Annotated in this window: 21 protein-coding genes; 12 read left to right on the forward strand and 9 right to left on the reverse strand. The window is 54.7% G+C overall.

Going from position 1 to position 20,928, the window contains the following annotated elements; genetic code table 11:
- Nucleotides 1–11: 11 nt before the first annotated feature.
- The 3 genes from mlaD to mlaF are packed head-to-tail and all read right to left on the reverse strand — an operon-like array spanning nucleotide 12 to nucleotide 2,170.
- Nucleotides 12–563, reverse strand: a complete 552-nt coding sequence (gene mlaD, locus P0H77_RS20210; RefSeq protein WP_276158980.1) for an outer membrane lipid asymmetry maintenance protein MlaD — start codon at nucleotides 561–563, stop codon at nucleotides 12–14.
- A 4-nt stretch (nucleotides 564–567) separates the two neighbouring features.
- The gene (mlaE, locus tag P0H77_RS20215; RefSeq protein WP_176918061.1) at nucleotides 568–1,350 is read right to left on the reverse strand and encodes a lipid asymmetry maintenance ABC transporter permease subunit MlaE; all 783 of its coding nucleotides are present in this window, start codon (nucleotides 1,348–1,350) and stop codon (nucleotides 568–570) included.
- 7 nt (nucleotides 1,351–1,357) lie between these two features.
- Complete coding sequence (mlaF, locus tag P0H77_RS20220; protein ID WP_276158981.1) at nucleotides 1,358–2,170, reverse strand: phospholipid ABC transporter ATP-binding protein MlaF; 813 nt, start codon at nucleotides 2,168–2,170, stop codon at nucleotides 1,358–1,360.
- 105 nt (nucleotides 2,171–2,275) lie between these two features.
- On the opposite strand from mlaF, the gene P0H77_RS20225 reads away from it, so the two are divergent.
- The 12 genes from P0H77_RS20225 to yrbL all read left to right on the forward strand — a co-directional run bounded on the left by P0H77_RS20225 (nucleotide 2,276) and on the right by yrbL (nucleotide 10,820).
- Nucleotides 2,276–2,728: a hypothetical protein gene (locus P0H77_RS20225; RefSeq protein ID WP_276158982.1), complete on the forward strand. Its 453-nt coding sequence runs from the start codon at nucleotides 2,276–2,278 to the stop codon at nucleotides 2,726–2,728.
- A 14-nt stretch (nucleotides 2,729–2,742) separates the two neighbouring features.
- Nucleotides 2,743–3,729, forward strand: coding sequence for an arabinose-5-phosphate isomerase KdsD (kdsD, locus tag P0H77_RS20230; protein ID WP_276158983.1), 987 nt, complete (start codon nucleotides 2,743–2,745; stop codon nucleotides 3,727–3,729).
- Nucleotides 3,730–3,743: 14 nt separating this feature from the next.
- On the forward strand, nucleotides 3,744–4,310 hold the full coding sequence (gene kdsC / locus P0H77_RS20235; RefSeq protein WP_276158984.1) for a 3-deoxy-manno-octulosonate-8-phosphatase KdsC: 567 nt from the start codon (nucleotides 3,744–3,746) through the stop codon (nucleotides 4,308–4,310).
- On the forward strand, nucleotides 4,307–4,882 hold the full coding sequence (gene lptC / locus P0H77_RS20240; protein ID WP_276158985.1) for an LPS export ABC transporter periplasmic protein LptC: 576 nt from the start codon (nucleotides 4,307–4,309) through the stop codon (nucleotides 4,880–4,882). Before kdsC ends, lptC begins: the two co-directional genes overlap by 4 nt.
- Nucleotides 4,851–5,405 carry a lipopolysaccharide ABC transporter substrate-binding protein LptA gene (gene lptA, locus P0H77_RS20245; RefSeq protein WP_276158986.1) on the forward strand — a complete coding sequence of 185 codons (555 nt, stop codon included), beginning with the start codon at nucleotides 4,851–4,853 and terminating at the stop codon, nucleotides 5,403–5,405. The genes lptC and lptA overlap by 32 nt, the downstream gene beginning before the upstream one ends.
- A 6-nt stretch (nucleotides 5,406–5,411) precedes the next feature.
- Nucleotides 5,412–6,137, forward strand: coding sequence for an LPS export ABC transporter ATP-binding protein (lptB, locus tag P0H77_RS20250; RefSeq protein ID WP_276158987.1), 726 nt, complete (start codon nucleotides 5,412–5,414; stop codon nucleotides 6,135–6,137).
- Nucleotides 6,138–6,230: 93 nt separating this feature from the next.
- On the forward strand, nucleotides 6,231–7,664 hold the full coding sequence (rpoN, locus tag P0H77_RS20255) for an RNA polymerase factor sigma-54 (RefSeq protein ID WP_276158988.1): 1,434 nt from the start codon (nucleotides 6,231–6,233) through the stop codon (nucleotides 7,662–7,664).
- A 22-nt stretch (nucleotides 7,665–7,686) separates the two neighbouring features.
- Nucleotides 7,687–7,974, forward strand: coding sequence for a ribosome hibernation promoting factor (hpf, locus tag P0H77_RS20260; RefSeq protein WP_176918068.1), 288 nt, complete (start codon nucleotides 7,687–7,689; stop codon nucleotides 7,972–7,974).
- Nucleotides 7,975–8,031: 57 nt separating this feature from the next.
- Complete coding sequence (gene ptsN, locus P0H77_RS20265; RefSeq protein ID WP_176918069.1) at nucleotides 8,032–8,520, forward strand: PTS IIA-like nitrogen regulatory protein PtsN; 489 nt, start codon at nucleotides 8,032–8,034, stop codon at nucleotides 8,518–8,520.
- A 45-nt stretch (nucleotides 8,521–8,565) separates the two neighbouring features.
- Complete coding sequence (gene rapZ, locus P0H77_RS20270) at nucleotides 8,566–9,417, forward strand: RNase adapter RapZ (protein ID WP_103676740.1); 852 nt, start codon at nucleotides 8,566–8,568, stop codon at nucleotides 9,415–9,417.
- Nucleotides 9,414–9,686 carry a PTS phosphocarrier protein NPr gene (npr, locus tag P0H77_RS20275; RefSeq protein WP_276158989.1) on the forward strand — a complete coding sequence of 91 codons (273 nt, stop codon included), beginning with the start codon at nucleotides 9,414–9,416 and terminating at the stop codon, nucleotides 9,684–9,686. The genes rapZ and npr overlap by 4 nt, the downstream gene beginning before the upstream one ends.
- Nucleotides 9,687–10,184: 498 nt before the next feature.
- The gene (gene yrbL / locus P0H77_RS20280) at nucleotides 10,185–10,820 is read left to right on the forward strand and encodes a PhoP regulatory network protein YrbL (RefSeq protein ID WP_276158990.1); all 636 of its coding nucleotides are present in this window, start codon (nucleotides 10,185–10,187) and stop codon (nucleotides 10,818–10,820) included.
- On the opposite strand, the gene mtgA is transcribed toward yrbL, so the two are convergent.
- The 6 genes from mtgA to tamA form a co-directional block, all read right to left on the reverse strand.
- A complete protein-coding gene (mtgA, locus tag P0H77_RS20285) occupies nucleotides 10,817–11,545 on the reverse strand; it encodes a monofunctional biosynthetic peptidoglycan transglycosylase (RefSeq protein WP_276158991.1) in 729 nt (242 codons plus the stop codon). The two genes, yrbL and mtgA, sit on opposite strands and share 4 nt — an antisense overlap.
- Entirely contained in the window at nucleotides 11,542–12,195 is a 654-nt protein-coding gene (gene elbB, locus P0H77_RS20290; RefSeq protein ID WP_276158992.1) for an isoprenoid biosynthesis glyoxalase ElbB, read from the reverse strand. The genes mtgA and elbB overlap by 4 nt, the downstream gene beginning before the upstream one ends.
- 237 nt (nucleotides 12,196–12,432) lie before the next feature.
- On the reverse strand, nucleotides 12,433–14,763 hold the full coding sequence (arcB, locus tag P0H77_RS20295; protein WP_276158993.1) for an aerobic respiration two-component sensor histidine kinase ArcB: 2,331 nt from the start codon (nucleotides 14,761–14,763) through the stop codon (nucleotides 12,433–12,435).
- 132 nt (nucleotides 14,764–14,895) lie between these two features.
- Nucleotides 14,896–15,240: a gamma-glutamylcyclotransferase gene (locus tag P0H77_RS20300; protein WP_276158994.1), complete on the reverse strand. Its 345-nt coding sequence runs from the start codon at nucleotides 15,238–15,240 to the stop codon at nucleotides 14,896–14,898.
- A 2-nt stretch (nucleotides 15,241–15,242) separates the two neighbouring features.
- A complete protein-coding gene (gene tamB / locus P0H77_RS20305) occupies nucleotides 15,243–19,019 on the reverse strand; it encodes an autotransporter assembly complex protein TamB (RefSeq protein ID WP_276158995.1) in 3,777 nt (1,258 codons plus the stop codon).
- Entirely contained in the window at nucleotides 19,016–20,749 is a 1,734-nt protein-coding gene (tamA, locus tag P0H77_RS20310) for an autotransporter assembly complex protein TamA (RefSeq protein WP_276158996.1), read from the reverse strand. The genes tamB and tamA overlap by 4 nt, the downstream gene beginning before the upstream one ends.
- Nucleotides 20,750–20,928 lie beyond the last annotated feature (179 nt).

The raw sequence follows: 20,928 nt of genomic DNA on the forward strand, positions 1-20,928 counted from the left end.
TTCTCCTGAAATTAATTCGTCGTACCTGCGGGGGTAGCGGCATCAGTATGGCCGTCAGCTGCTGCCGGTGCATCGGGGGTATTCTGATTGTCGCTGCCTTTACTGTTGTAAAGAAATTGTCCGATCAGATCTTCCAGCACCATCGCGGACTTCGTATCCTGAATCGTGCTGCCTTCTTTAAGCATAGACGTTCCCAGCTCCGGGTCTTCAAAACCCACGTTCAGCGCCAGGTACTGTTCCCCCAACAGGCCGGAAGTGCGGATAGCCAGCGAGCTGGTATCCGGGATCTCGTTGTAACGATCTTCGATATCCAGCGCGACGCGCGGCAGATACGTTTTTGGATCGAGGGTGATGTCCGCCACACGGCCAATGACTACGCCGCCAATACGTACCGGCGAACTGGCTTTCAGACCACCGATGTTATCGAAGGTAGCGAAGACGCGATACGTGGGCTCGGTGCGCAGCGAGGTGACGTTCGCCGCTTTCAGGCAAATAAACAGCCCCGCCAGCAGCGCAACCAGCAAAAAGATACCAACCCAGATTTCACTCTTTTTCGTTTGCATGAACTCAATTCCCAAACATCAGTGCAGTCAGCACAAAATCCAGACCAAGAACGGCCAGCGAAGCATGAACAACAGTACGCGTCGTTGCCCGGCTTATCCCGGCGGAAGTGGGGATGGCGTCGTAACCGTTAAATAACGCAATCCATGTAACCGTGATAGCGAACACGACGCTTTTAATCAGGCAGTTGATCAGATCGAGACGCAGGTCGACGGCGTCATGCATTGCTGACCAGAAAAACCCGGCGTCAATGCCCTTCCAGCTTACCCCGACCAGCGATCCGCCCCAGATGCCCACCGCGACAAAAATAATGGTCAGCAGCGGCAGCGAGATCACTCCAGCCCAGAAGCGCGGCGAGATCACCCGGCGCAGCGGATCGACCGCCATCATCTCCAGACTGGAGAGCTGTTCAGTGGCGCGCATCAGGCCAATTTCCGCCGTCAGCGCAGATCCGGCGCGACCGGCAAACAGCAACGCAGCGACGACCGGCCCCAGTTCGCGCAGCAGCGACAGCGCCACCAGCATCCCAAGGCTGGTTTCCGCGCCGTAGGTGGTGAGCACCAGATATCCCTGAAGCCCCAGCACCATACCGATAAAAACACCTGACACCAGAATAATCACCATCGACAGCACGCCAACGTTATAAAGCTGGCGCACCAACAACGGCGCATGTTTGCGGAACTCTGGCTTGCCAACCAGAGCATTAAATAACATTAACCCGGCGCGCCCGAAGGTGGATATCGTCTTGATACCGCGATGTCCGAGCGCAGCCAGTGCGTTTAACAGCATGAGCAGCTTAACTCCCTGTGCCGAGTAAATCGTGGTGATAGTCGCCTGCGGGATAGCGGAACGGCACCGGGCCATCGGCTATCCCGTCCAGAAATTGTCGCACTCTGGGGTCAGCGTTATCCTGTAGCGCCTGTGGGCTACCGTGAGCAACAATCTTTTTATCCGCCACGATCCAGGCATCATCAGCAATGCTCAACACTTCCGGCACATCGTGTGAAACGACGATACAGGTAATGCCAAGCGCGCTATTCAATTCAGATATCAATTTTACCAGTACGCCCATGGTAATAGGATCCTGGCCGACAAAAGGCTCATCGAACATGATCAGGTCTGGCTCCAGCGCAATCGCACGGGCCAGCGCCGCACGGCGCGCCATACCGCCCGACAGTTCTGATGGCATCAGTTTAGCCGCTCCGCGTAATCCTACTGCCTCAAGTTTCATCATCACCGTACTTTTCAGCAGGGAGGCAGGCAAATGCGTATGTTCGCGTAGCGGATAGGCGACATTATCGAATACGTTCATGTCAGTAAACAGTGCGCCGGACTGAAACAGCATACTCATGCGCTTGCGCACGGTATAAAGACGCGAACGAGACATATCCGGCACATTTTCGCCGTCAAAGAGGATCTCCCCGGAATCAGGGGGGATCTGGCCGCCGATCAGCCGTAGCAGCGTCGTCTTGCCGATCCCTGACGGTCCCATGATCGCAGTGATCTTCCCGCGAGGCACCGACAGCGAGATATTGTCGAAAATCAGGCGGTTGCTACGAGAAAAGCTCACGCCCTTGATGTCGACCAGATTCGCCATAGTCTGACTCATCGATTGTTCCTTTCATTAGACTCCCCGAAGGAAGCATGAAGCTTAATAAAACCGCAACCCCAGCATTTTTACAGAATCTTAACTGCTGAAGGAGTGAAAGCTGATATGCGTTTTACATTGACGGCACATAACGTCAAAACCGCTAAACCTTTCCATCTTTCCATGCTGCTTCCGTTCGATGCAGCAAGCCGGGGATTATACCTGAAGAAAGCCGATAAGATGCTTTTCACATCACCGCGGTTAAGAATCGGTTTACTCCTGGTCATTAACCGCTCCGTTGTCAGGGCGTTACTCCACCTATTTACCGTGCATTCTGATATCCTGCGACACAAATTGCCGCTACTGTTAATAGTATGTTTGCGGACAAAGACGGTAAATGATGGCAGCAATCCCTTCAGAATAGACGGCATTTTCATGTCGGGGCTGGCTGTATTCCGCTATTCATTGTTAAAATCGCCCGTCTGCCGGGAAAATGACAGACAGGCAGAGCCTTTTAACGGGCGGATTTTACTCCATGGTCAGCTTGCTGTATGGCCGCCGCCGATTTTTATGGATTAAAACGGACACGTACTATGTCGCAATTAGCGTTACCGCCGGAGTTTGACTTTCAGCAAGCCGGTAAAGAGGTGCTGGAGATTGAACGCGAAGCCCTGACCGAACTTGATCGCTTCATTAATCAGGATTTCAGTCGGGCCTGCGAAAGCATTTTTCACTGTACGGGCAAAGTCGTGGTGATGGGCATGGGTAAATCCGGCCACATCGGCAGGAAGATGGCGGCAACGTTCGCCAGCACCGGCACCTCCTCATTCTTTGTTCATCCAGGAGAAGCGGCTCACGGTGATTTAGGCATGGTGACGCCACAGGATATCGTCATTGCCCTGTCAAACTCCGGCGAGTCGAACGAGATCCTGGCGCTGATCCCGGTGCTCAAGCGCCTGCGCGTGCCGTTAATCTGCATGACCAGCCGCCCGGAAAGCAGCATGGGCCGTGCCGCGGATATCCATTTATGCGTCAAAGTACCGCGTGAAGCCTGTCCGCTGGGCCTCGCACCGACAAGCAGCACGACCGCCGCGCTGGTGATGGGCGATGCGCTGGCCGTAGCGTTACTGAAAGCACGTGGTTTTACCGCCGAAGACTTTGCGCTCTCCCACCCCGGAGGCGCACTGGGTCGCAAACTGCTGCTACGGGTGAACGACATAATGCACACCGGCAATGAGATCCCGCGCGTGGCGAAATCCGCCTCCCTGCGCGATGCGTTGCTGGAGATTACGCGTAAAAACCTCGGCATGACGGTCATTTGCGGCGATGATATGAAAATCGAAGGCATCTTTACCGATGGCGACCTGCGCCGCATTTTTGATACCGGCGCAGACTTACGTAGCCTGAACATTACTGACGTGATGACGCCGGGCGGTATCCGTATTCGTCCTGGCACGCTGGCGGTGGATGCGCTGAACCTGATGCAGTCACGGCACATCACCTGCGTCATGGTTGCCGATGGCGAGCAGTTGCTGGGTGTGATACATATGCATGATCTGCTGCGCGCAGGCGTAGTGTAAGAAAGGATAAAAGAATGAGTAATGCTGGTGCCTCTGTGGCAACCTGCTATGGGCCGGTGAGTTCACAGATGCTGGAGCAGGCAAAAAAAATCCGCCTGCTGATCCTTGATGTGGATGGCGTGCTTTCCGACGGGCTCATTTATATGGGCAATAATGGCGAAGAGTTAAAGGCGTTTAACGTGCGCGACGGCTACGGCATTCGCTGCGCCCTCACCTCCGGTATCAATGTTGCCATTATTACCGGGCGAAAAGCTAAACTGGTAGAAGACCGTTGCGCCACGCTTGGCATTACGCATCTTTATCAGGGGCAGTCGGATAAACTGCTGGCCTATCGCGAACTGCTGGAAAAACTGGCGCTGTCGCCGGAGCAGGTCGCCTATGTCGGTGACGATCTTATCGACTGGCCAGTAATGGCTGAAATTGGGCTGAGCGTTGCCGTGGCGGATGCCCACCCGTTGTTGCTGCCGCGGGCGGATTATATCACGCGCATTAACGGTGGACGCGGAGCGGTACGTGAGGTCTGCGATTTGTTACTATTGGCGCAGGGCAAGCTTGATGAAGCCAAAGGGCAATCGATATGAGTAAAACCAGACGTTGGGTTATCATTCTGCTGTCGCTGATCGCACTGATTTTAATCGGCGTGAATCTGGTGAGCAAAGATGACACCGGAGAAAGCGTGGTGTCGTCAAATGACCCAACCTACCGGAGTGAGCATACTGATACCGTGGTGTACAGCCCGGAAGGCGCGCTCAATTATCATCTCATCGCGCAGCACGTTGAGTATTTTTCCGACCAGGCAATTACCTGGTTTACGCAGCCGTTGCTGACGACGTATGACACGACTAAAACCGAAACCTGGTCAATTAAAGCGGATAAAGCAAAGCTGACGAATGACCGGATGCTGTATCTTTACGGCCACGTTGAGGTCAACGCCCTGACACCGGACGCTCAACTGCGCAAAATTACGACGGATAACGCCAAAATCAACCTGATCACGCAGGATGTGACCTCTGATGATTTAGTGACGTTATACGGTACGACATTTAATTCCAGCGGCCTGAAAATGCGCGGAAATTTACGCAACAAAACCGCCGAGCTGATTGAAAAGGTTAGAACCTCATATGAAATTCAAAACACACAAACTCAGCCTTAAGCTTGTACTGGCCAGTACGCTTCTGGCCGCCAGCCTGCCCACGCTGGCGAAAACGGGCGATACCGATCAGCCTATTCATATTGAGTCCGATCAGCAGTCGCTGGATATGCAGGGCAATGTGGTGACCTTCACCGGTAACGTTATCGTTACTCAGGGGACGATCAAGCTTAATGCCGAAAAAGTGGTCGTTACCCGTCCTGGCGGCGAGAAAGGCAAAGAAGTGATCGACGGCTATGGTAATCCGGCCACCTTCTACCAGATGCAGGACAACGGCAAACCGGTTAAAGGCCGCGCGTCGCAGATGCACTACGAGCTGCAAAATGATTTCGTGGTTCTCACCGGCAACGCGTTCCTTGAGCAGGTCGACAGCAATATCAAAGGCGACAAAATCACCTATCTGGTGAAAGAGCAGAAAATGCAGGCGTTCAGCGAAAAAGGCAAACGCGTCACCACCGTTCTGGTACCGTCGCAACTGCAAGATAAAAGCAACAATCAGGCCCCGGCTCAGAAAAAGAGTAACTAATCCAATATGGCAACATTAACTGCAAAGAACCTTGCGAAGGCCTATAAAGGCCGTCGGGTGGTGGAAGACGTTAGTCTCACCGTCCAATCTGGCGAGATTGTCGGATTACTTGGCCCTAACGGTGCGGGCAAAACCACTACGTTCTATATGGTCGTGGGCATCGTCTCACGCGATGCGGGCAATATCATTATCGACGATGAAGACATCAGCCTGCTGCCGCTTCATGCCCGTGCGCGTCGCGGCATCGGTTACCTGCCTCAGGAAGCCTCCATTTTTCGTCGCCTCAGCGTGTTTGACAACCTGATGGCCGTCCTGCAAATCCGTGACGATCTGACCTCAGAACAGCGGGAAGACCGTGCGAACGAGCTGATGGAAGAATTCCACATCGAGCATCTGCGTGACAGCCTCGGCCAGGCCCTGTCCGGGGGCGAACGTCGCCGCGTGGAAATCGCCCGCGCGCTGGCAGCGAATCCTAAGTTTATCCTGCTGGACGAACCCTTTGCGGGCGTTGACCCGATTTCCGTTATTGATATCAAACGTATTATTGAGCATCTGCGCGACAGCGGCCTCGGCGTGCTGATCACCGATCACAACGTGCGTGAAACGCTGGCCGTGTGTGAACGAGCCTACATTGTGAGCCAGGGCCATCTGATTGCCCACGGTACGCCAGACGAAATCCTCAAAGACGAACAGGTTAAGCGCGTGTATCTTGGGGAAGACTTCAGACTCTGATACGGTGTAAACACTTCATCCTTCATGGCGCGGCCTGAAGAGTGGAGTGTAAAAACGTCAGTGATCTCAACTCGGGAGAAAATCGCTCTGAATATGAAGCAAGGTTTGCAATTAAGGTTTAGTCAACAGCTTGCCATGACGCCGCAACTGCAACAGGCCATTCGCCTGCTGCAACTGTCGACGCTGGAATTACAGCAGGAACTCCAACAGGCGCTGGAAAGCAATCCACTGCTTGAGCAAACCGATCTTCACGATGAGATAGATACCAAAGAATCGCCGGATAACGAATCGCTGGACAGCGTTGATGCGCTGGAACAAAAAGATATGCCGGAGGAGCTTCCTCTGGACGCCAGCTGGGATGAAATCTATACCGCCGGTACGCCTTCCGGTAACGGCGTGGATTACCAGGATGACGAGCTGCCCGTTTATCAGGGCGAAACCACCCAGTCACTTCAGGATTACCTGATGTGGCAGGTCGAGCTGACGCCGTTCTCCGACACCGATCGCGCCATTGCTACCTCGATTGTCGATGCCGTAGATGAGACCGGTTATCTGACCATCTCCGTTGAAGACATCCTCGAAAGCATGGGCGATGGCGATATCGGGCTGGACGAAGTGGAAGCCGTGCTAAAGCGCGTGCAGCGGTTCGATCCGGTGGGCGTTGCGGCAAAAGATCTGCGCGACTGCCTGCTGATCCAGCTCTCCCAGTTTGCGAAAAACACTCCCTGGATCGCCGAAGCGCAGCTGATCATCAGTAATCATCTCGATCTGCTCGCCAACCATGATTTTCGCACTCTGATGCGCGTGACGCGTCTGAAGGAAGAGGTGCTGAAAGAAGCGGTGAATCTTATTCAGTCGCTGGATCCGCGGCCGGGCCAGTCGATCCAGACCGGCGAGCCGGAATATGTTATTCCGGACGTGCTGGTACGCAAAGTCAGCGGTCACTGGGTGGTCGAGCTGAATTCCGACAGCATTCCGCGTTTGCAGATCAATCAACACTATGCGGCAATGGGCGGCAGCACGCGTAACGATGCTGATAACCAGTACATTCGCAGCAATCTTCAGGAAGCAAAATGGCTGATTAAAAGCCTGGAGAGCCGCAACGATACCCTGCTGCGCGTCAGCCGCTGTATCGTCGAGCAGCAGCAGGCGTTCTTTGAACAGGGTGAAGAATATATGAAACCGATGGTGCTGGCCGATATCGCCCAGGCCGTCGAGATGCATGAATCAACAATTTCCCGCGTGACCACCCAGAAGTATCTGCACAGTCCGCGTGGCATTTTTGAACTGAAATATTTTTTCTCCAGCCATGTGAATACCGAAGGCGGTGGCGAAGCCTCCTCCACGGCGATCCGCGCGCTGGTGAAAAAGTTAATCGCTGCGGAAAATCCCGCCAAGCCGCTGAGCGACAGCAAGCTAACCACAATGCTGTCCGATCAGGGGATTATGGTGGCACGCCGCACCGTTGCGAAGTATCGAGAGTCTTTATCCATTCCGCCGTCTAACCAGCGTAAACAGCTGGTGTGACCCAACCGATAAGGAAGACACTATGCAGCTCAATATCACTGGACACAATGTCGAGATTACTGATGCACTCCGCGATTTTGTCAGCACGAAATTTGCTAAGCTGGAGCAGTATTTTGACCGCATCAATCAGGTCTACATTGTGTTAAAAGTGGAGAAAGTGACTCACATTTCGGATGCCACCCTGCATGTTAACGGGGGTGAAATTCATGCCAGTGCGGAAGGGCAGGACATGTACGCGGCTATCGACGGTTTAATTGATAAACTGGCGCGACAGCTAACCAAACATAAAGATAAACTGAAACAACACTGATTGTCCCGGTGCTCGCCTGATGTCATGTCTTACGTCAGGCGACGCTTAGGTGAAATTATGATAAATAATGATTCAGCTCTACAACTAAGCACTGTCCTTAACCAGGAATGTACCCGCAGTAACGTGCATTGCCAGAGCAAAAAACGCGCGCTGGAAATTATCAGTGAGCTGGCAGCAAAGCAGCTTAGCCTGCCGCCACAGGTGGTCTTCGAGGCGATCCTCACCCGTGAAAAGATGGGGAGTACCGGTATCGGTAACGGCCTCGCCATTCCTCATGGCAAGCTGGAAGAGGACACGCTGCGTGCGGTGGGCGTCTTTGTGCAACTCGAAACGCCGATTGCCTTTGACGCTATTGATAATCAGCCGGTGGATCTGCTGTTTGCTCTGCTGGTCCCTGCCGACCAGACGAAAACACATTTGCATACCCTTTCGCTGGTGGCAAAACGGCTGGCGGATAAAACGATTTGTCGCCGTCTACGTGCGGCACAAAGTGATGAAGAGTTGTATCAGATCATCACCGAAACTGAACATAGTGATGATGTGTAGCAGGGATATTGCTTTGCCCTTCGCTGTACTGAGGAGAAACGGTACATGGTACTGATGATCGTCAGCGGTCGCTCAGGCTCGGGAAAATCCGTTGCCCTGCGGGCGCTGGAAGATATGGGCTTTTACTGCGTCGATAACTTGCCCGTGGTGCTGTTGCCTGAACTGGCGAAAAGTCTGGTTGACCGTCAAACGTCTGCCGCCGTCAGCATTGACGTGCGTAATATGCCGGAATCGCCGGAAATTTTTGAGCAGGCGATGCAAAATCTGCCAGATGCGTTTTCACCGCAGCTTTTGTTTCTTGATGCCGACCGCAACACGCTGATCCGTCGCTACAGCGACACCCGGCGTCTGCACCCTCTTTCCAGCAAAAATCTGTCACTGGAGAGCGCTATCGATCAGGAGAGCGATCTGCTGGAACCGCTGCGTTCGCGCGCCGATCTGATCGTCGACACCTCAGAGATGTCGGTACATGAGCTGGCGGAAATGCTGCGTACGCGGCTGCTCGGCAAACGTGAGCGCGAACTGACGATGGTGTTTGAGTCTTTTGGCTTCAAGCACGGGATCCCGATTGATGCCGACTACGTATTTGACGTGCGCTTTCTGCCAAACCCGCACTGGGATCCGAAACTGCGTCCAATGACCGGCCTCGATAAACCTGTCGCGGCGTTCCTCGACCGGCACACCGAAGTGCATAACTTCATTTACCAGACGCGCAGCTATCTGGAATTATGGCTACCGATGCTGGAAACCAACAATCGCAGCTACCTGACCGTGGCGATTGGTTGTACCGGCGGTAAACATCGTTCCGTCTATATTGCAGAACAGCTGGCCGATTATTTCCGCTCGCGCGGTAAGAACGTTCAGTCCCGCCACCGCACGCTGGAAAAACGTAAATGACCGTCAAACAGATTGTTGAAGTCACCAACAAGCTGGGGATGCACGCCCGCCCGGCCATGAAGCTTTTTGAGCTAATGCAGGGCTTTGACGCGGAAGTCCTGCTGCGTAATGATGAAGGCGCTGAAGCGGAGGCCAATAGCGTTATTGCGCTGCTGATGCTGGATTCCGCCAAAGGCCGCCAGATCGAAATTGAAGCCACCGGCCCGCAGGAAGTAGAAGCGCTGGCCGCGGTTATCGCGCTATTTAATTCGGGGTTTGATGAAGATTAATATCCTGTCCTCGCGGGGACAGATTACCCATCTATTTTATATACATCGCTAACAATAAATTCATATTTAAAATACCCTCCTGAGCTATTTATCCGCTTCCGTACTTTTATTGAAAACAACTGATATTTCCTGAGGTCAGGCATAGAAATACCGTCTCTGTTTGCTTATCCTTCAGGGGCTTCATAAAGAGCAGCGTCAGGGAAGACATATCATATTCACTTTACGGTAGTCACTGGATTGATCCCCCGGAAGGAAACATGTCCGTCTGTTTTCATATCCCGCCTCCCTGGTACATGCCCTGTTTTCGGTATTAATCCTGATGGCATCTGGCTGCCCGTATTCAAAACCAGTCTGTTGTGGTGTAAGGAATTTGTACATTCCGTGCTCTTTTCGCATTCAGAGTGAACCTTAAGAAAACCTTAAACTGCCCGTTGAGGTTTCATTTAAGTCTCTCATCCATACTGATGACGTGTGAGCAAATATTTTCAGGACGGCTTTATGATTTACTTATCTGAACAATCTCCGCTGGGAACCGGACGGCACCGCCAGTGCTATGCGCACCCGGAAAATGCTCAACGCTGCATTAAAATTATCTATAACGCTGACCAGAGCGGACTTAAAGAAATTAAGCGTGAGCTGCGCTACTACGCACATCTTTCACGCTATCTCAAAGACTGGAGCGGCATTCCACAGTATTACGGAACGGTTGAGACCGACCTGGGTACAGGGTATGTCTATGACATCATTACGGATTTCGACGGAAAACCTTCTGTAACGCTGAAACAATTTGCCGATCGGTGCCGCTATGAGCACGATGTTGCCCTGCTGCGCGAAGCATTAAAAACATTAAAGCGTTATCTGCATGATAATCACATCGTTACCATGACCCTGAAACCGCAAAATATTCTCTGCCGTCGGATCAGCGAGTCGGAAATAGTCCCGGTAATCTGCGACAATATGGGTGAAAGCACGTTGATTCCGCTGGCCAGCTGGTCTGCCTGGTTCTGCCACCGCAAGCAGGCGCGGCTGTGGGCGCGTTTTATGCAGCAGCCCGCGTTGGTCGCTGCATTAGGTTCCAGTGACGAAAGTCAGAAAGGTAGTATGCCCATTACGCTTACCTCGCGTCAGGTCTAATACAGCGCGTTGCGGGCCATAAAGTCTTCACCGCCCAGCTGGCGCATCTGGCGCAAAATCCACGCCTGACGGCTGCGCACGTAGCCGGAGGGCGCGTCGACTTTAAAGCGGATCGGGTTAGGCAGTACGGCTGCCAGCAGCGCGGCTTCTGACATGGTTAATTTGCGCGCAGGCTTGTGGAAATAATGCTGCGCCGCAGCTTCCACGCCAAAAATCCCGGTGCCAAACTCAGCTACGTTGAGGTATACCGTCAGGATCCGTTTTTTACTCCATACCGTCTCTATCCCCACCGTCAGCCCCGCTTCCAGCCCTTTACGCAACCAGCTTCGGCCATCCCACAGAAACAGGTTTTTCGCCGTCTGCTGCGAGAGCGTTGATGCGCCGCGGATCCGCGTTTGATGGCGCTGATTGTGGCTCAGCGCTTTTTCAATCGCGGCAACGTCAAAGCCCCAGTGCTGAGGGAAGGTCTGATCTTCCGCTGCAATGACCGCCAGCCCCATAAAAGGCGATATGTCATCCATATCCATCCAGTCAGAGTGAGCCAGATAGCCGAAATCTCCCGTTAGCCAGGCACCGATTTGCCGCTCAGCCATCACAGCAGAAAACGGCACAGGGACGATGCTGAACAGGGCAATGCCCCCTCCCCAGAAAAGAGAGAGAGCCAGCAACGTGCGTATTACAATGCGACGAAGCAATGCAAACGGCGAGGAACGCCCTTTTCTCATTCCGTCAGAACCAGCACGCGCGTGACCAGTTTTTCAATGCCTGCGGCCGCCTCGGCAATATTTTCCGCCAGCATGTAAGCGGGCGTAGTGACCACTTTGTTCTCTTCATCCACGACGATATCGTCCACCGGACACGGCACATGTTCCGCGCCCATCTCTTCCAGCACTTCAGCGGTATCAATGTCGGTACCGATGGTAAGACGTAGCGGAATAGCGAAAATTTTTGGCAGCATGGCAGGGGCGATGCAGATAAAACCCAGCGGTTTGCCGGTACGGTGCATTTCCCGGGCCAGCGCCTGCAGGTCGTGCTCAACCTGGCACGCGGCACCCTGTGCGGCAAAGTTACTCAGATTTTTTGCTGCGCCAAAACCACCGGGCACGATTAACGCATCCAGTTCCGCCGCCTGCGCCTGCGCCAGCGGCCGCACATCGCCTCTGACAAGACGCGCCGCCTCAATTAACACATTGCGGCTTTCTGCCATCGCTTCGCCGGTGAGGTGATTGATCACGTCAGACTGGTTTTTATCCGGCGCAAAGCAGACCGCCTGCGCCCCGTTACGGGCGATAGCCAGCAGGGCAATCACCGCTTCATGGATTTCTGTTCCGTCGTAAACGCCGCATCCGCTCAGAACCACGCCTATTTTTTTCATCGTGCTATTCCTTTTTGCAACCGATTAGTTCTCATTAGAAGATATGATTTAACCGCTGTGCTTCACATATTTAACTGATTCATGTAACAAATAATTTATTATTTGCTATCTTAATGAGCGTGCGGCCCAAGTTTGTCTGCTGTGCCTTGTGTAAGAACGCTAATTAAACAGGCGCAGCCACGATTTCCCTGGTGTTGGCGCAGTATTAGCGCACCCCGGCCAGGCCGGGGTCATTTTTTACCCGCGTTCGGCTACCCACGCTTTTAAGACGCCGACATCGTGCTGCCAGTCCTGCTTCATCTCTTCAATCCATTCCCCGACGTTATCCCACCACGCCGGAAGATCGGAAGACTGGATCTGCTGCCCCAGTTGTTGCAGGTGACGCAGGCCAATGGAACCCGCCGCGCCTTTAATCTTATGCCCCTCTTCCGCGATGCCTTTTTGGTCGCGCGCGGTGAGGTTTGACTCCAGCACGCTCAGGTAGCCCGGCATCATTTTTTCAAAAACAGCGAGGCCGTCGGTGATGAGCTTCGGCCCCACCAGTTCGATGTACTGCTCCAGCATATCGGTGTCTAACAGATTTTGCGTTTTACCATTATCCGTGGAAGTCACTGTTTTCTCCTCGTGGTCAGCGGTGTCCCAGAACTTTTTAATCATGGCAGTTAATGCCGGAACTGCCAGCGGTTTGCTCAGTACATCGTCCATACCGGCAGCAAAATATTCTTGTTTATCTTTCAGGACATTGGCGGTTAACGCCACCAGCGGCGGCAGTTCGTCACGATGATAGCGCTGGGTAAGCTGCCGTGAGATATCCAGCCCGGTCATATCCGGAAGCTGGATGTCCAGCAGCACAAGATCGTATTCATCCGGTTTAAACATTTCCAGCGCCGCCGTCCCCGTCATGGCGACATCCACGCTGTTACCGAGTTTTTCCAGCACCGACCGCGCGACGATGACGTTCAGTTCAATGTCTTCAACCAGCAGCACGTGCAACGCAGGCAGCGGCATGTCGTTATCGTCAAACGCATCTTCGACCTCTTCCGCCACCGCTGGCGCATTCACCGTCAGGGTAAATACCGAGCCTTTACCCGGCTGGCTGGCAACGGTAATATCGCCGCCCATGTTCTTCGCCAGCCGCCGTGATACCGCCAGACCAATGCCGGTGCCGGTTGCCGGTTTGCCGCCATTGCTGCCTTTGACCTGATAATACATGGCAAAGATTTTATCCAGTTCATCCTGCGGAATACCGATGCCGGAATCTTCGACCTCGAAATGGAGCGTTGTGCCGGCATCGTAGCGCACGCGCACCGTTACCTGTCCCTGCTGGGTAAATTTGACGGCGTTACTGATGAGGTTCCACAGGATCTGGCGCAGTCGCGTACCGTCGGTGGTCACCTTATGCGGCAGCGGCAGAGTCGGCTCCATCACGAAGCGCAGCCCTTTCTGGTGCGCCTGGAGGCCGGAGAGGTTCTCCAGATCGGCGAGGAAACCGGTAAAATCCACAGGCTGAATATCAAGCTTGACGTTGCGCCGCTCAATTTTGTCCATGTCGATAATATCGTTGAAAATATTTCCCAACGTAACCGCTGAAACGTGGATGGTTTTGAGGTATTTTTCCTGCTCGCTGGACAGGTCGGTATCCAGCAGAATCCGGCTTAATCCCACGATGCCATTGAGCGGCGTACGCAGTTCGTGGCTGATGGTGGAAATAAAGGTGGTCTTGTCGCGGCTGGCGCGCTCCAGCGCATCCTGATAGCGCTTACGCTCGGTAATGTCGCGGCCAAATCCCATCAGGCCATGTCGTTTACCGACCCGATCGTAATAGGGCACTTTACGGATCTCGAAACAGGCTCTGCGACCATCGGGATAACTCAGCCACTGCTCATAGGTCAGGGAGACGTTATGCCGGAATACTTTCTCATCGGTTTCGAGAACTTTCTCCGCCGTATCGGCCGGGTAAACATCCTGAGGCTTAAGCTTGATGAGCTGTTTTTCGCTTTTCCCGGTCAACAGCTCCATTGCGCGGTTACAGCCGGAAAACTCTTTATCTTCATTACGGTAGAACACCAGATCGGGGGAGGCATCGAGGAAAGAGCGCAGGAAACTTGACTGCTGTTCAAGCTGGATTTGCGTCTCTTCACGCTCTTTCATTTCAATTTTAAGCTGTTCGAAGGTCGCATGACGCTCGGCCTCCGCCTTCTCGCGATCGGTAATCTCCTGGTTAAGCTGGGCGATGTTGTCTTTCATCTGGACGTTCAGTTTGAGATCGCGCTCGCGCATCACCTCCAGTTTTTCCACCAGCCGGGAAAGACGCTGCCGCGATTCTTCCAGTTGCTCAACGACCACCGATAAAAAATAAACCGCCCACGGCGTGATGAGCAGGCCAAAAAAGATTGAGCGGATAACATCAATGCTCTCTACCTGCCCGCGCAGCACCATCGTCACCGCCATCTGCACGGCAATGGCCAGCACCACCAGCGCCAGCGCCAGCAGCAGGGAAAATCGCACCAGCCCCAGCTTCATCATCAGGTCGACGTAGTACTGCGCCAGTAAACGGATTTGTTTCATAAAAGGTTCCTTCACCTCAGCATCGCTCAATCATACCGAATTTTGGGCAACAGGTTGAAGATTGGTTAAAAAATGTGGGCGGGAGTCGCAGGGAAACGGTAAAAATAACGCCGCCCGAAGGCGGCGCGAGGTTTAGTCCTGGTGCCTGTCTAACCAGTCACCGCTATCTATCAGCGTTAAGCCTTCCGTAGGCCGCTGATAGACGTACATCCATGCACTCCCGTACGGGGTCTGGATCAACTGACGTGCGTACTCGCCGCCCTTTGTGCGTAGCGCATCCAGCTCGGCAAGCGTTGCCGCATCGATACGATAAACTTCCCCGAGTACCGTGCCTTCGCCGGGCACCGCGCCTGGATAGTGGCCCAGGCTGTACAACTGGTAATTATCGATGCTGTGATCGCCCAGCCACTGAGCGTTGGTCATCCAGTGGCTGTTGCCTTGCTTACTTCGTAAACTGCCGTAGACAAATATTCGCATTGCTAAAACTCAAACTGATAGAGCAGGTCCAGTGCCTGATCTATGCCAGACACCGCTTCAAGATATAGCTTAGGCATCAGGCGATAGCGTAACGTGAGAGTCGCCAGCGAGTCAAAAATACCTACACCATATTTCACCTGTAGACCCGGCAGCACATAACCGCTGACCACCACCTGGGAAGAGTCGCCTACCCCCTGGGTATCCAGCGCCAGATTGCTTACGCCAAACGTCTCCCCGATTTTACCCACAACCTGCCCACTTTGTGCAACCCCCAGCCCAACTAACATTGAGGTCATCGCGTCGCTGTCGCTCTGTTCACTGTCCAGTCCCTGACCACGAAGCAGATAAGAAAGCGCTTCCTGTTGCGACATCGCCGGGTCCGAGAACACCTCGGCTTTCGGTTCATCCGCGGTGCCGGTGACGCGCACGCCTGCGATCACATCGTTTTCCGTCGATTCCGGGTTACGGATGGCCTCGATATTCAGCAGCGGCTGATCCGGTGGCCCGGAGAACAGCAGTTCCCCCTTACGCACAATCAAATCCTGCCCGTAAGCGTGAAAACGCCCTTCCGGAATATTAATCTGTCCGTTCAGGCCCAGCCCCTGCTTATCCTGGGCGACTTTCAAATCGCCGGTCAGCCTGGCTTTCAGGCCAAACGCATCCAGGCGAACGTTATTGCCTACATGGACTACCAGGTTGCTGTTAATCGGGATGGCCGCCGTTTTCGGCTCTTCCGGTTGCAGATCGTTTTTCAGCATCACTTCATCGCTGGAGACCCCTACCGCACTCTCCGGCAACTCATGAACCACGATCCGCGCCCACGGCACGTCGGCGCTGCCGTCGAGCGTAAACAGCTGCGGCGTGGCGGTGAAGACGATATCCGGCGACACGTCCAGGCGCACCATCGGCGGCACGGTGATACGGACGCGGCTGCCTTTGGCCGCAATACGCGCGCGCCAGTTGTCGATCTGGCTCCAGTCCGCGTCGCCGTTCAGGGCAATTTCGCCCTGTCGGGTGCGTACCACGCCCTGAAGCGTTGAACTCATACCGTTAAAGTTCATCGCCAGCTGGCTCGGCTGCATATCGAACGGCATAAAGTTAGCGTCAAGCTCTGCCCCATTAAGCTGCATCTGACCGAAGAGTTGCGGGCTTTGCGCATTGCCGGCCAGCCGCAGATTGGCGTTAAGCGTGCCCGCCGCTTTCTCGCCGCGGGAGAAAATCGCATTCACCATCGCCAGCGAGAAGTTGCGGATATTGACGTTGCCGCCGAGATTACGCTGTCCCTGCGGGTCGCTGATCTGCACCTGGCCATCGAACTGGCCGTTATTGGTCAGGCGCATCAGCCACTCCAGCTGCGCGCGGTTATTACGCAGTTCGGCGTTCAGATTCAGGGTGCTGAAGGCCACCGGCAGCGGCGCGTCGTTGACCATCTGCGTCACTTTCACATTGCGCCCGGACAGCGTTACCTGCCCCTGCGGCAATCCCTCTTTGGTGGTGTCCCAACTGACGTCGGCTTTTCCGCTGAAAGTGCCGCTGGCCTGGGTAGTGTCCGGCATAAACGGCTTCAGCATCGCCAGATCGAAGCGGTTGAGATTAACGACCGCGCGGCCTTCCGCTCCGGCGTCAATGGTTTGCGGCACGCACAGCTCAGCATTCGGGTTAGTCCAGCAGTGCGGTCCGATACTGATTTTTTGTTCCTGATTACGGTAATCCAGCGCGACGGCGCGGTTCTGCGCCCATGGACCGACCGGCGTCTGGAAGCGCGTATTGCTTAACGTGCCCTTCCAGCGCTGCGCCTGACGATCAAAGCTGCCCGCCAGATCCAGCTGGCCGGACACCGGATCGCCCTGCATGCGTAGCTGAAGCTGGTGCTGTTTCTCACTGCCCTTCGCCTCCAGCGTCAGCAATCGAACGTTCAGATCGCCCTGGACGATACGTTCAATGCGCACGTTCATGGTCCCGGCAATCTGGTCGGTGGATTTGATATCCCCTTCGATACGCGCCTGCGCTACGGAAAGCGCCTGCCAGCGCAGGCCGCGCGCGGTAATGTCCGCCAGCAGCTGCGGAGCCTCGACGGTGCCCCGAACCTTCAGTAAGCCTTTCGCAGTGCCGCCCAGTCCCGGCAGGGCGTTATCCAGCCCCGGCGCGTCAATGGTGGCATCCAGATTGAGATCCTTAACGCCAAGCTCGCCTTTGACGTCCGCGCTATTACGGCCCAGCGCCAGATGCAATTTAGGGATCGTCCATTGCAGATAGCTGTTCCCTTTGACTGCCCCTTCGACCAGCACCTTGTTCTGCTTCACGTTGCCGGTGATTTTCATCTCCGGCACGTCCATCTGCCAGCTGCCGCCGTACAGGCTACCGCGCGTTTTAATCAGACCATCCAGCTTCGACGGCCAGTCCGGGAATTCTTTCGCGGTATTAATGCCTTTCAGCGCCAGCTCGCCGCGCCAGCTGATCGCCTGCTGCCAGTCAAGCAGCGCCTTCAGCTCGGTCGTACCCTGTAGCGCGGCGACGGTGAGCTTGTCGAGATTAATCTGCTGCTCATTGCCTTTCGCGTCGAGGGTGATCGTGGCCGGGGGCAGCTCCTGACCTTTCACCGCCGTGCGGAACGACAGCGTATAGTCGGTGGCTTTGCCGGTCAGTTTGAGTTTCAGATTATCGGCCTGGTATTGTTTCTCGCCGGTAAACGGGTAGTAAAGCTGCTGGCTGGTAATATCAAGGTTTAGCGGCAGGCCAGCTTCAGCGAGGCGCGTTTGCCCCCGCAGCACTATATCGACCGGGCCGGAGAGGTTGACGCCCAGCTCAAGCTGTTCACGCAGCGCGCCGCCGACCTTAATCTTCACCTTTTCGCCCTTTAGCGGGTCGACGTTCAGCGTGCTATTCAGAGTGAGATCAAGCGGCCAGTTATCGGCTAACCGCGCGGTGCCGGTTGCATTTAACGTGCCCTGGTTGGAGTCAATATCCAGCACATCCAGTTTTGTATTGCCATCGATGCTGCTGACCTTGAGCAGCATTGTGCGCACGGTGATATCGGTATCGCCGGTCAGGCGCAGCTGTTCGCCGCGAAACTCTTCAATATTCAGATTCAACGGCAGATGAACATCGTTCATCTCCGGCAGCACTGGTTTTGAGAAGAGATCTTTCAGCGTTTCACCCAGCGGCTTTTCGTCCGGTTCAGGGTGTTCAATTTTCGGCTCCACCACCTGCTCCTGGGCGACCTTCGCCACTTTCGGCAGCGCAATCAGCACTCCCTGCAACGAGGTTGGCTTCACGGTCAGATTTTTATCCTGCCACGCCAGCCCTGACGAGAAACTCATCACCGAGACGGTGGTGTCATCAATTTTAATATTGACGTTGTTCAGCGCGATACGGCTCAACGAGATGGGATACGGCGTGGAGAGATCGAGCGGACCGTTGTCCTCTTCTTCCTTCTGTGCGGCAGGCGGCATTTTTTTGGTGTCCACCGTCACGTTGATATCCGAGAGCGCAATATCGTTCACGCACAGACTGCTCTGCTTCAGGCAGGCGAGACTGACGGAGAGATGCACCTGCCCGGCATTCACCGCCACGCCGGGCTGGTCATAGCGGATATTTTTCAGCGTTAAATCACGCCAGCCGCCCGTCACCTGTCCGATCTCCAGCCCCGGTACCCAGCGGTTAGCCGCGCTGAAGACCAGATGCAGACCGCTTTTCGTCCCCACCAGGAACGCCACGGTCCCCAGCAGCAGCAGGATAAAAATCAGCACGCCGAGGCTTATTTTCTTCCATAAACTCATAATTCTGGCCCCAGACCGATGTAAAACTGTAAATCGTGCTTATCTTTATCGCCCACCGGCACGGCAAAATCGAGTTTCACCGGCCCGACCGGCGACTGCCAGCGCACGCCGACGCCGGTGCCGGTTTTAAAGTCGCTCTTGCGGATATCGCTCACCGCCTCGCCGCTGTCGACGAAAACCGCGCCCCACCATTTGCCGGTCACGTTGTACTGATACTCCAGCGATCCGGTGGCGAGTTTTGAGGCACCTTTCAGTTTACCGTCGCTGTCTTCCGGTGAAATTGATTTGTACTTATAGCCACGAATACTGCGATCGCCCCCGGCGAAGAAACGCAGATCCGGCGGCACGCGGTCGAAATCGCCGGTTTCGATCCAGCCCAGATTGCCGCGCGCCACAAAGCGATGCTTATCATAAAGCGAGCGGATCCAGACGTTCTGTGCCTGGAAGACCGAGAAATCGACATCCGAGCCCCACGCCGTGTTGGAATAGTCGATGGAGTAACGCTGGGAATCGCCCCACGTTGGCATCAGACCGCCGCGCGAGCGGGTCCGGCTAATCATCACGCCTGGATAGAGCAGCATGGTGGTATGGGTTTCATTACCCTGGGTAAAGTGATCGAGGCTCCAGCGCAGGTTAATGGCGCGCTGCCAGCCGCTCGACAGATCCCAGTAGCGCGATAGCGCCAGGGTGGTGGAATCGGCTTCGGTATCGTTCAGATCGGTGCGCTTAACGCCGCCCTGCACCAGATAATATTGCTCCAGCGGATTTTTCAGCAGCGGGACTTTATAGCTGAAGTCCAGCACCTGTTCCGGCGCGGAGATGCTGGCGCTGGTGGTCAGGCTGTGGCCGTACGAGTTCATCCACGGCTTTTTCCACGTCGCTTTCACGCGCGGCCCAACGTCGGTGGAGTAGCCGACCCCGGTTTCGATGGTATTTTCCACGCGCGGGGAGACGACACCGTGCAGCGGCAGCACCTTCGTTTTACGCGCTTTATCGAACTCCGGCGCGACGATCACCGAGTTAAACCAGCCAGTCGCCGAGAGCCGGCGGTTAAGTTCCGCCAGATCCTTCGACTGGTAGTAATCACCCTCTTTAAACGGCACCAGGTTCTGTAAATACTCATCGCGGATTTGCGAGTTTTCAAAAGTCACCGCACCAAAACGGTAGCGCTCGCCGCTGTCGTAGTCGATATCCCAGAAGGCCTGATGACGGTCGAGCGCAACGCCCAGCTGGCTTTTTTTGAATTCGCTGTCGAAATAGCCTTTATGCAATGAGACGTTGGTCAGCCCTTTTTTAAAGCGTTCGTAATCGCCGTGATTGAGCACGGTCCCGGTGGCCGGACGCTTATTAAGGAGATCGAGGTAATCCTGATCGGTCCGCGCGCCGCCGCGCAGGATCACATTTGTGCCGCCAATGCGCACCGGCTCGCCAGCCGAGACGCGGGCAATCAGCACCTGCCGTCCTTTTTCCGGCGGCGGACGCAGTTCAAAATCAATGGTCGGTTCGTAGTAGCCCAGCGCCTTTAATCCTTCGCGGATGGCATCATCAACGCGCGCGCGAAAGCGCTGATCGGGCGTCACTTCATCGCTCTCGATGGTGGAAAGCTGGGCACGAACGTTTTTTTGCAGCTGGCCTGTCAGCCCTTCTACCTGCAAACGGACATTAGCCGCACTGGCCGCGCCGCTAAGCAGCAGTAAACTGGTCCAGCATAACTGGCGGATCTGTGGCACGTTTTCTCCTGAATATCCTTGTCTCCACCCCTACTGGAAACGAACTACCGCCCATATCGTAACAAAGTCCTAACAACAGGACTTGAAAAACAGACAACAACCCAAATATTTCTTATGTTTAAATCTAGTCTGATTCAGCGTAGTTATTGTGTTAAAAGACACGCCTCGTTACAACCCTA

Source organism: Superficieibacter sp. HKU1, from assembly GCF_029319185.1.
Taxonomy (GTDB): domain Bacteria; phylum Pseudomonadota; class Gammaproteobacteria; order Enterobacterales; family Enterobacteriaceae; genus Superficieibacter.

Coding starts and splice junctions, on each gene's coding strand:
- mlaD (WP_276158980.1), bottom strand. CDS start 563: ATGCAAACGAAAAAGAGTGAAATCTGGGTTGGTATCTTTTTGCTGGTT.
- mlaE (WP_176918061.1), bottom strand. CDS start 1,350: ATGCTGTTAAACGCACTGGCTGCGCTCGGACATCGCGGTATCAAGACG.
- mlaF (WP_276158981.1), bottom strand. CDS start 2,170: ATGAGTCAGACTATGGCGAATCTGGTCGACATCAAGGGCGTGAGCTTT.
- P0H77_RS20225 (WP_276158982.1), top strand. CDS start 2,276: ATGCGTTTTACATTGACGGCACATAACGTCAAAACCGCTAAACCTTTC.
- kdsD (WP_276158983.1), top strand. CDS start 2,743: ATGTCGCAATTAGCGTTACCGCCGGAGTTTGACTTTCAGCAAGCCGGT.
- kdsC (WP_276158984.1), top strand. CDS start 3,744: ATGAGTAATGCTGGTGCCTCTGTGGCAACCTGCTATGGGCCGGTGAGT.
- lptC (WP_276158985.1), top strand. CDS start 4,307: ATGAGTAAAACCAGACGTTGGGTTATCATTCTGCTGTCGCTGATCGCA.
- lptA (WP_276158986.1), top strand. CDS start 4,851: ATGAAATTCAAAACACACAAACTCAGCCTTAAGCTTGTACTGGCCAGT.
- lptB (WP_276158987.1), top strand. CDS start 5,412: ATGGCAACATTAACTGCAAAGAACCTTGCGAAGGCCTATAAAGGCCGT.
- rpoN (WP_276158988.1), top strand. CDS start 6,231: ATGAAGCAAGGTTTGCAATTAAGGTTTAGTCAACAGCTTGCCATGACG.
- hpf (WP_176918068.1), top strand. CDS start 7,687: ATGCAGCTCAATATCACTGGACACAATGTCGAGATTACTGATGCACTC.
- ptsN (WP_176918069.1), top strand. CDS start 8,032: ATGATAAATAATGATTCAGCTCTACAACTAAGCACTGTCCTTAACCAG.
- rapZ (WP_103676740.1), top strand. CDS start 8,566: ATGGTACTGATGATCGTCAGCGGTCGCTCAGGCTCGGGAAAATCCGTT.
- npr (WP_276158989.1), top strand. CDS start 9,414: ATGACCGTCAAACAGATTGTTGAAGTCACCAACAAGCTGGGGATGCAC.
- yrbL (WP_276158990.1), top strand. CDS start 10,185: ATGATTTACTTATCTGAACAATCTCCGCTGGGAACCGGACGGCACCGC.
- mtgA (WP_276158991.1), bottom strand. CDS start 11,545: ATGAGAAAAGGGCGTTCCTCGCCGTTTGCATTGCTTCGTCGCATTGTA.
- elbB (WP_276158992.1), bottom strand. CDS start 12,195: ATGAAAAAAATAGGCGTGGTTCTGAGCGGATGCGGCGTTTACGACGGA.
- arcB (WP_276158993.1), bottom strand. CDS start 14,763: ATGAAACAAATCCGTTTACTGGCGCAGTACTACGTCGACCTGATGATG.
- P0H77_RS20300 (WP_276158994.1), bottom strand. CDS start 15,240: ATGCGAATATTTGTCTACGGCAGTTTACGAAGTAAGCAAGGCAACAGC.
- tamB (WP_276158995.1), bottom strand. CDS start 19,019: ATGAGTTTATGGAAGAAAATAAGCCTCGGCGTGCTGATTTTTATCCTG.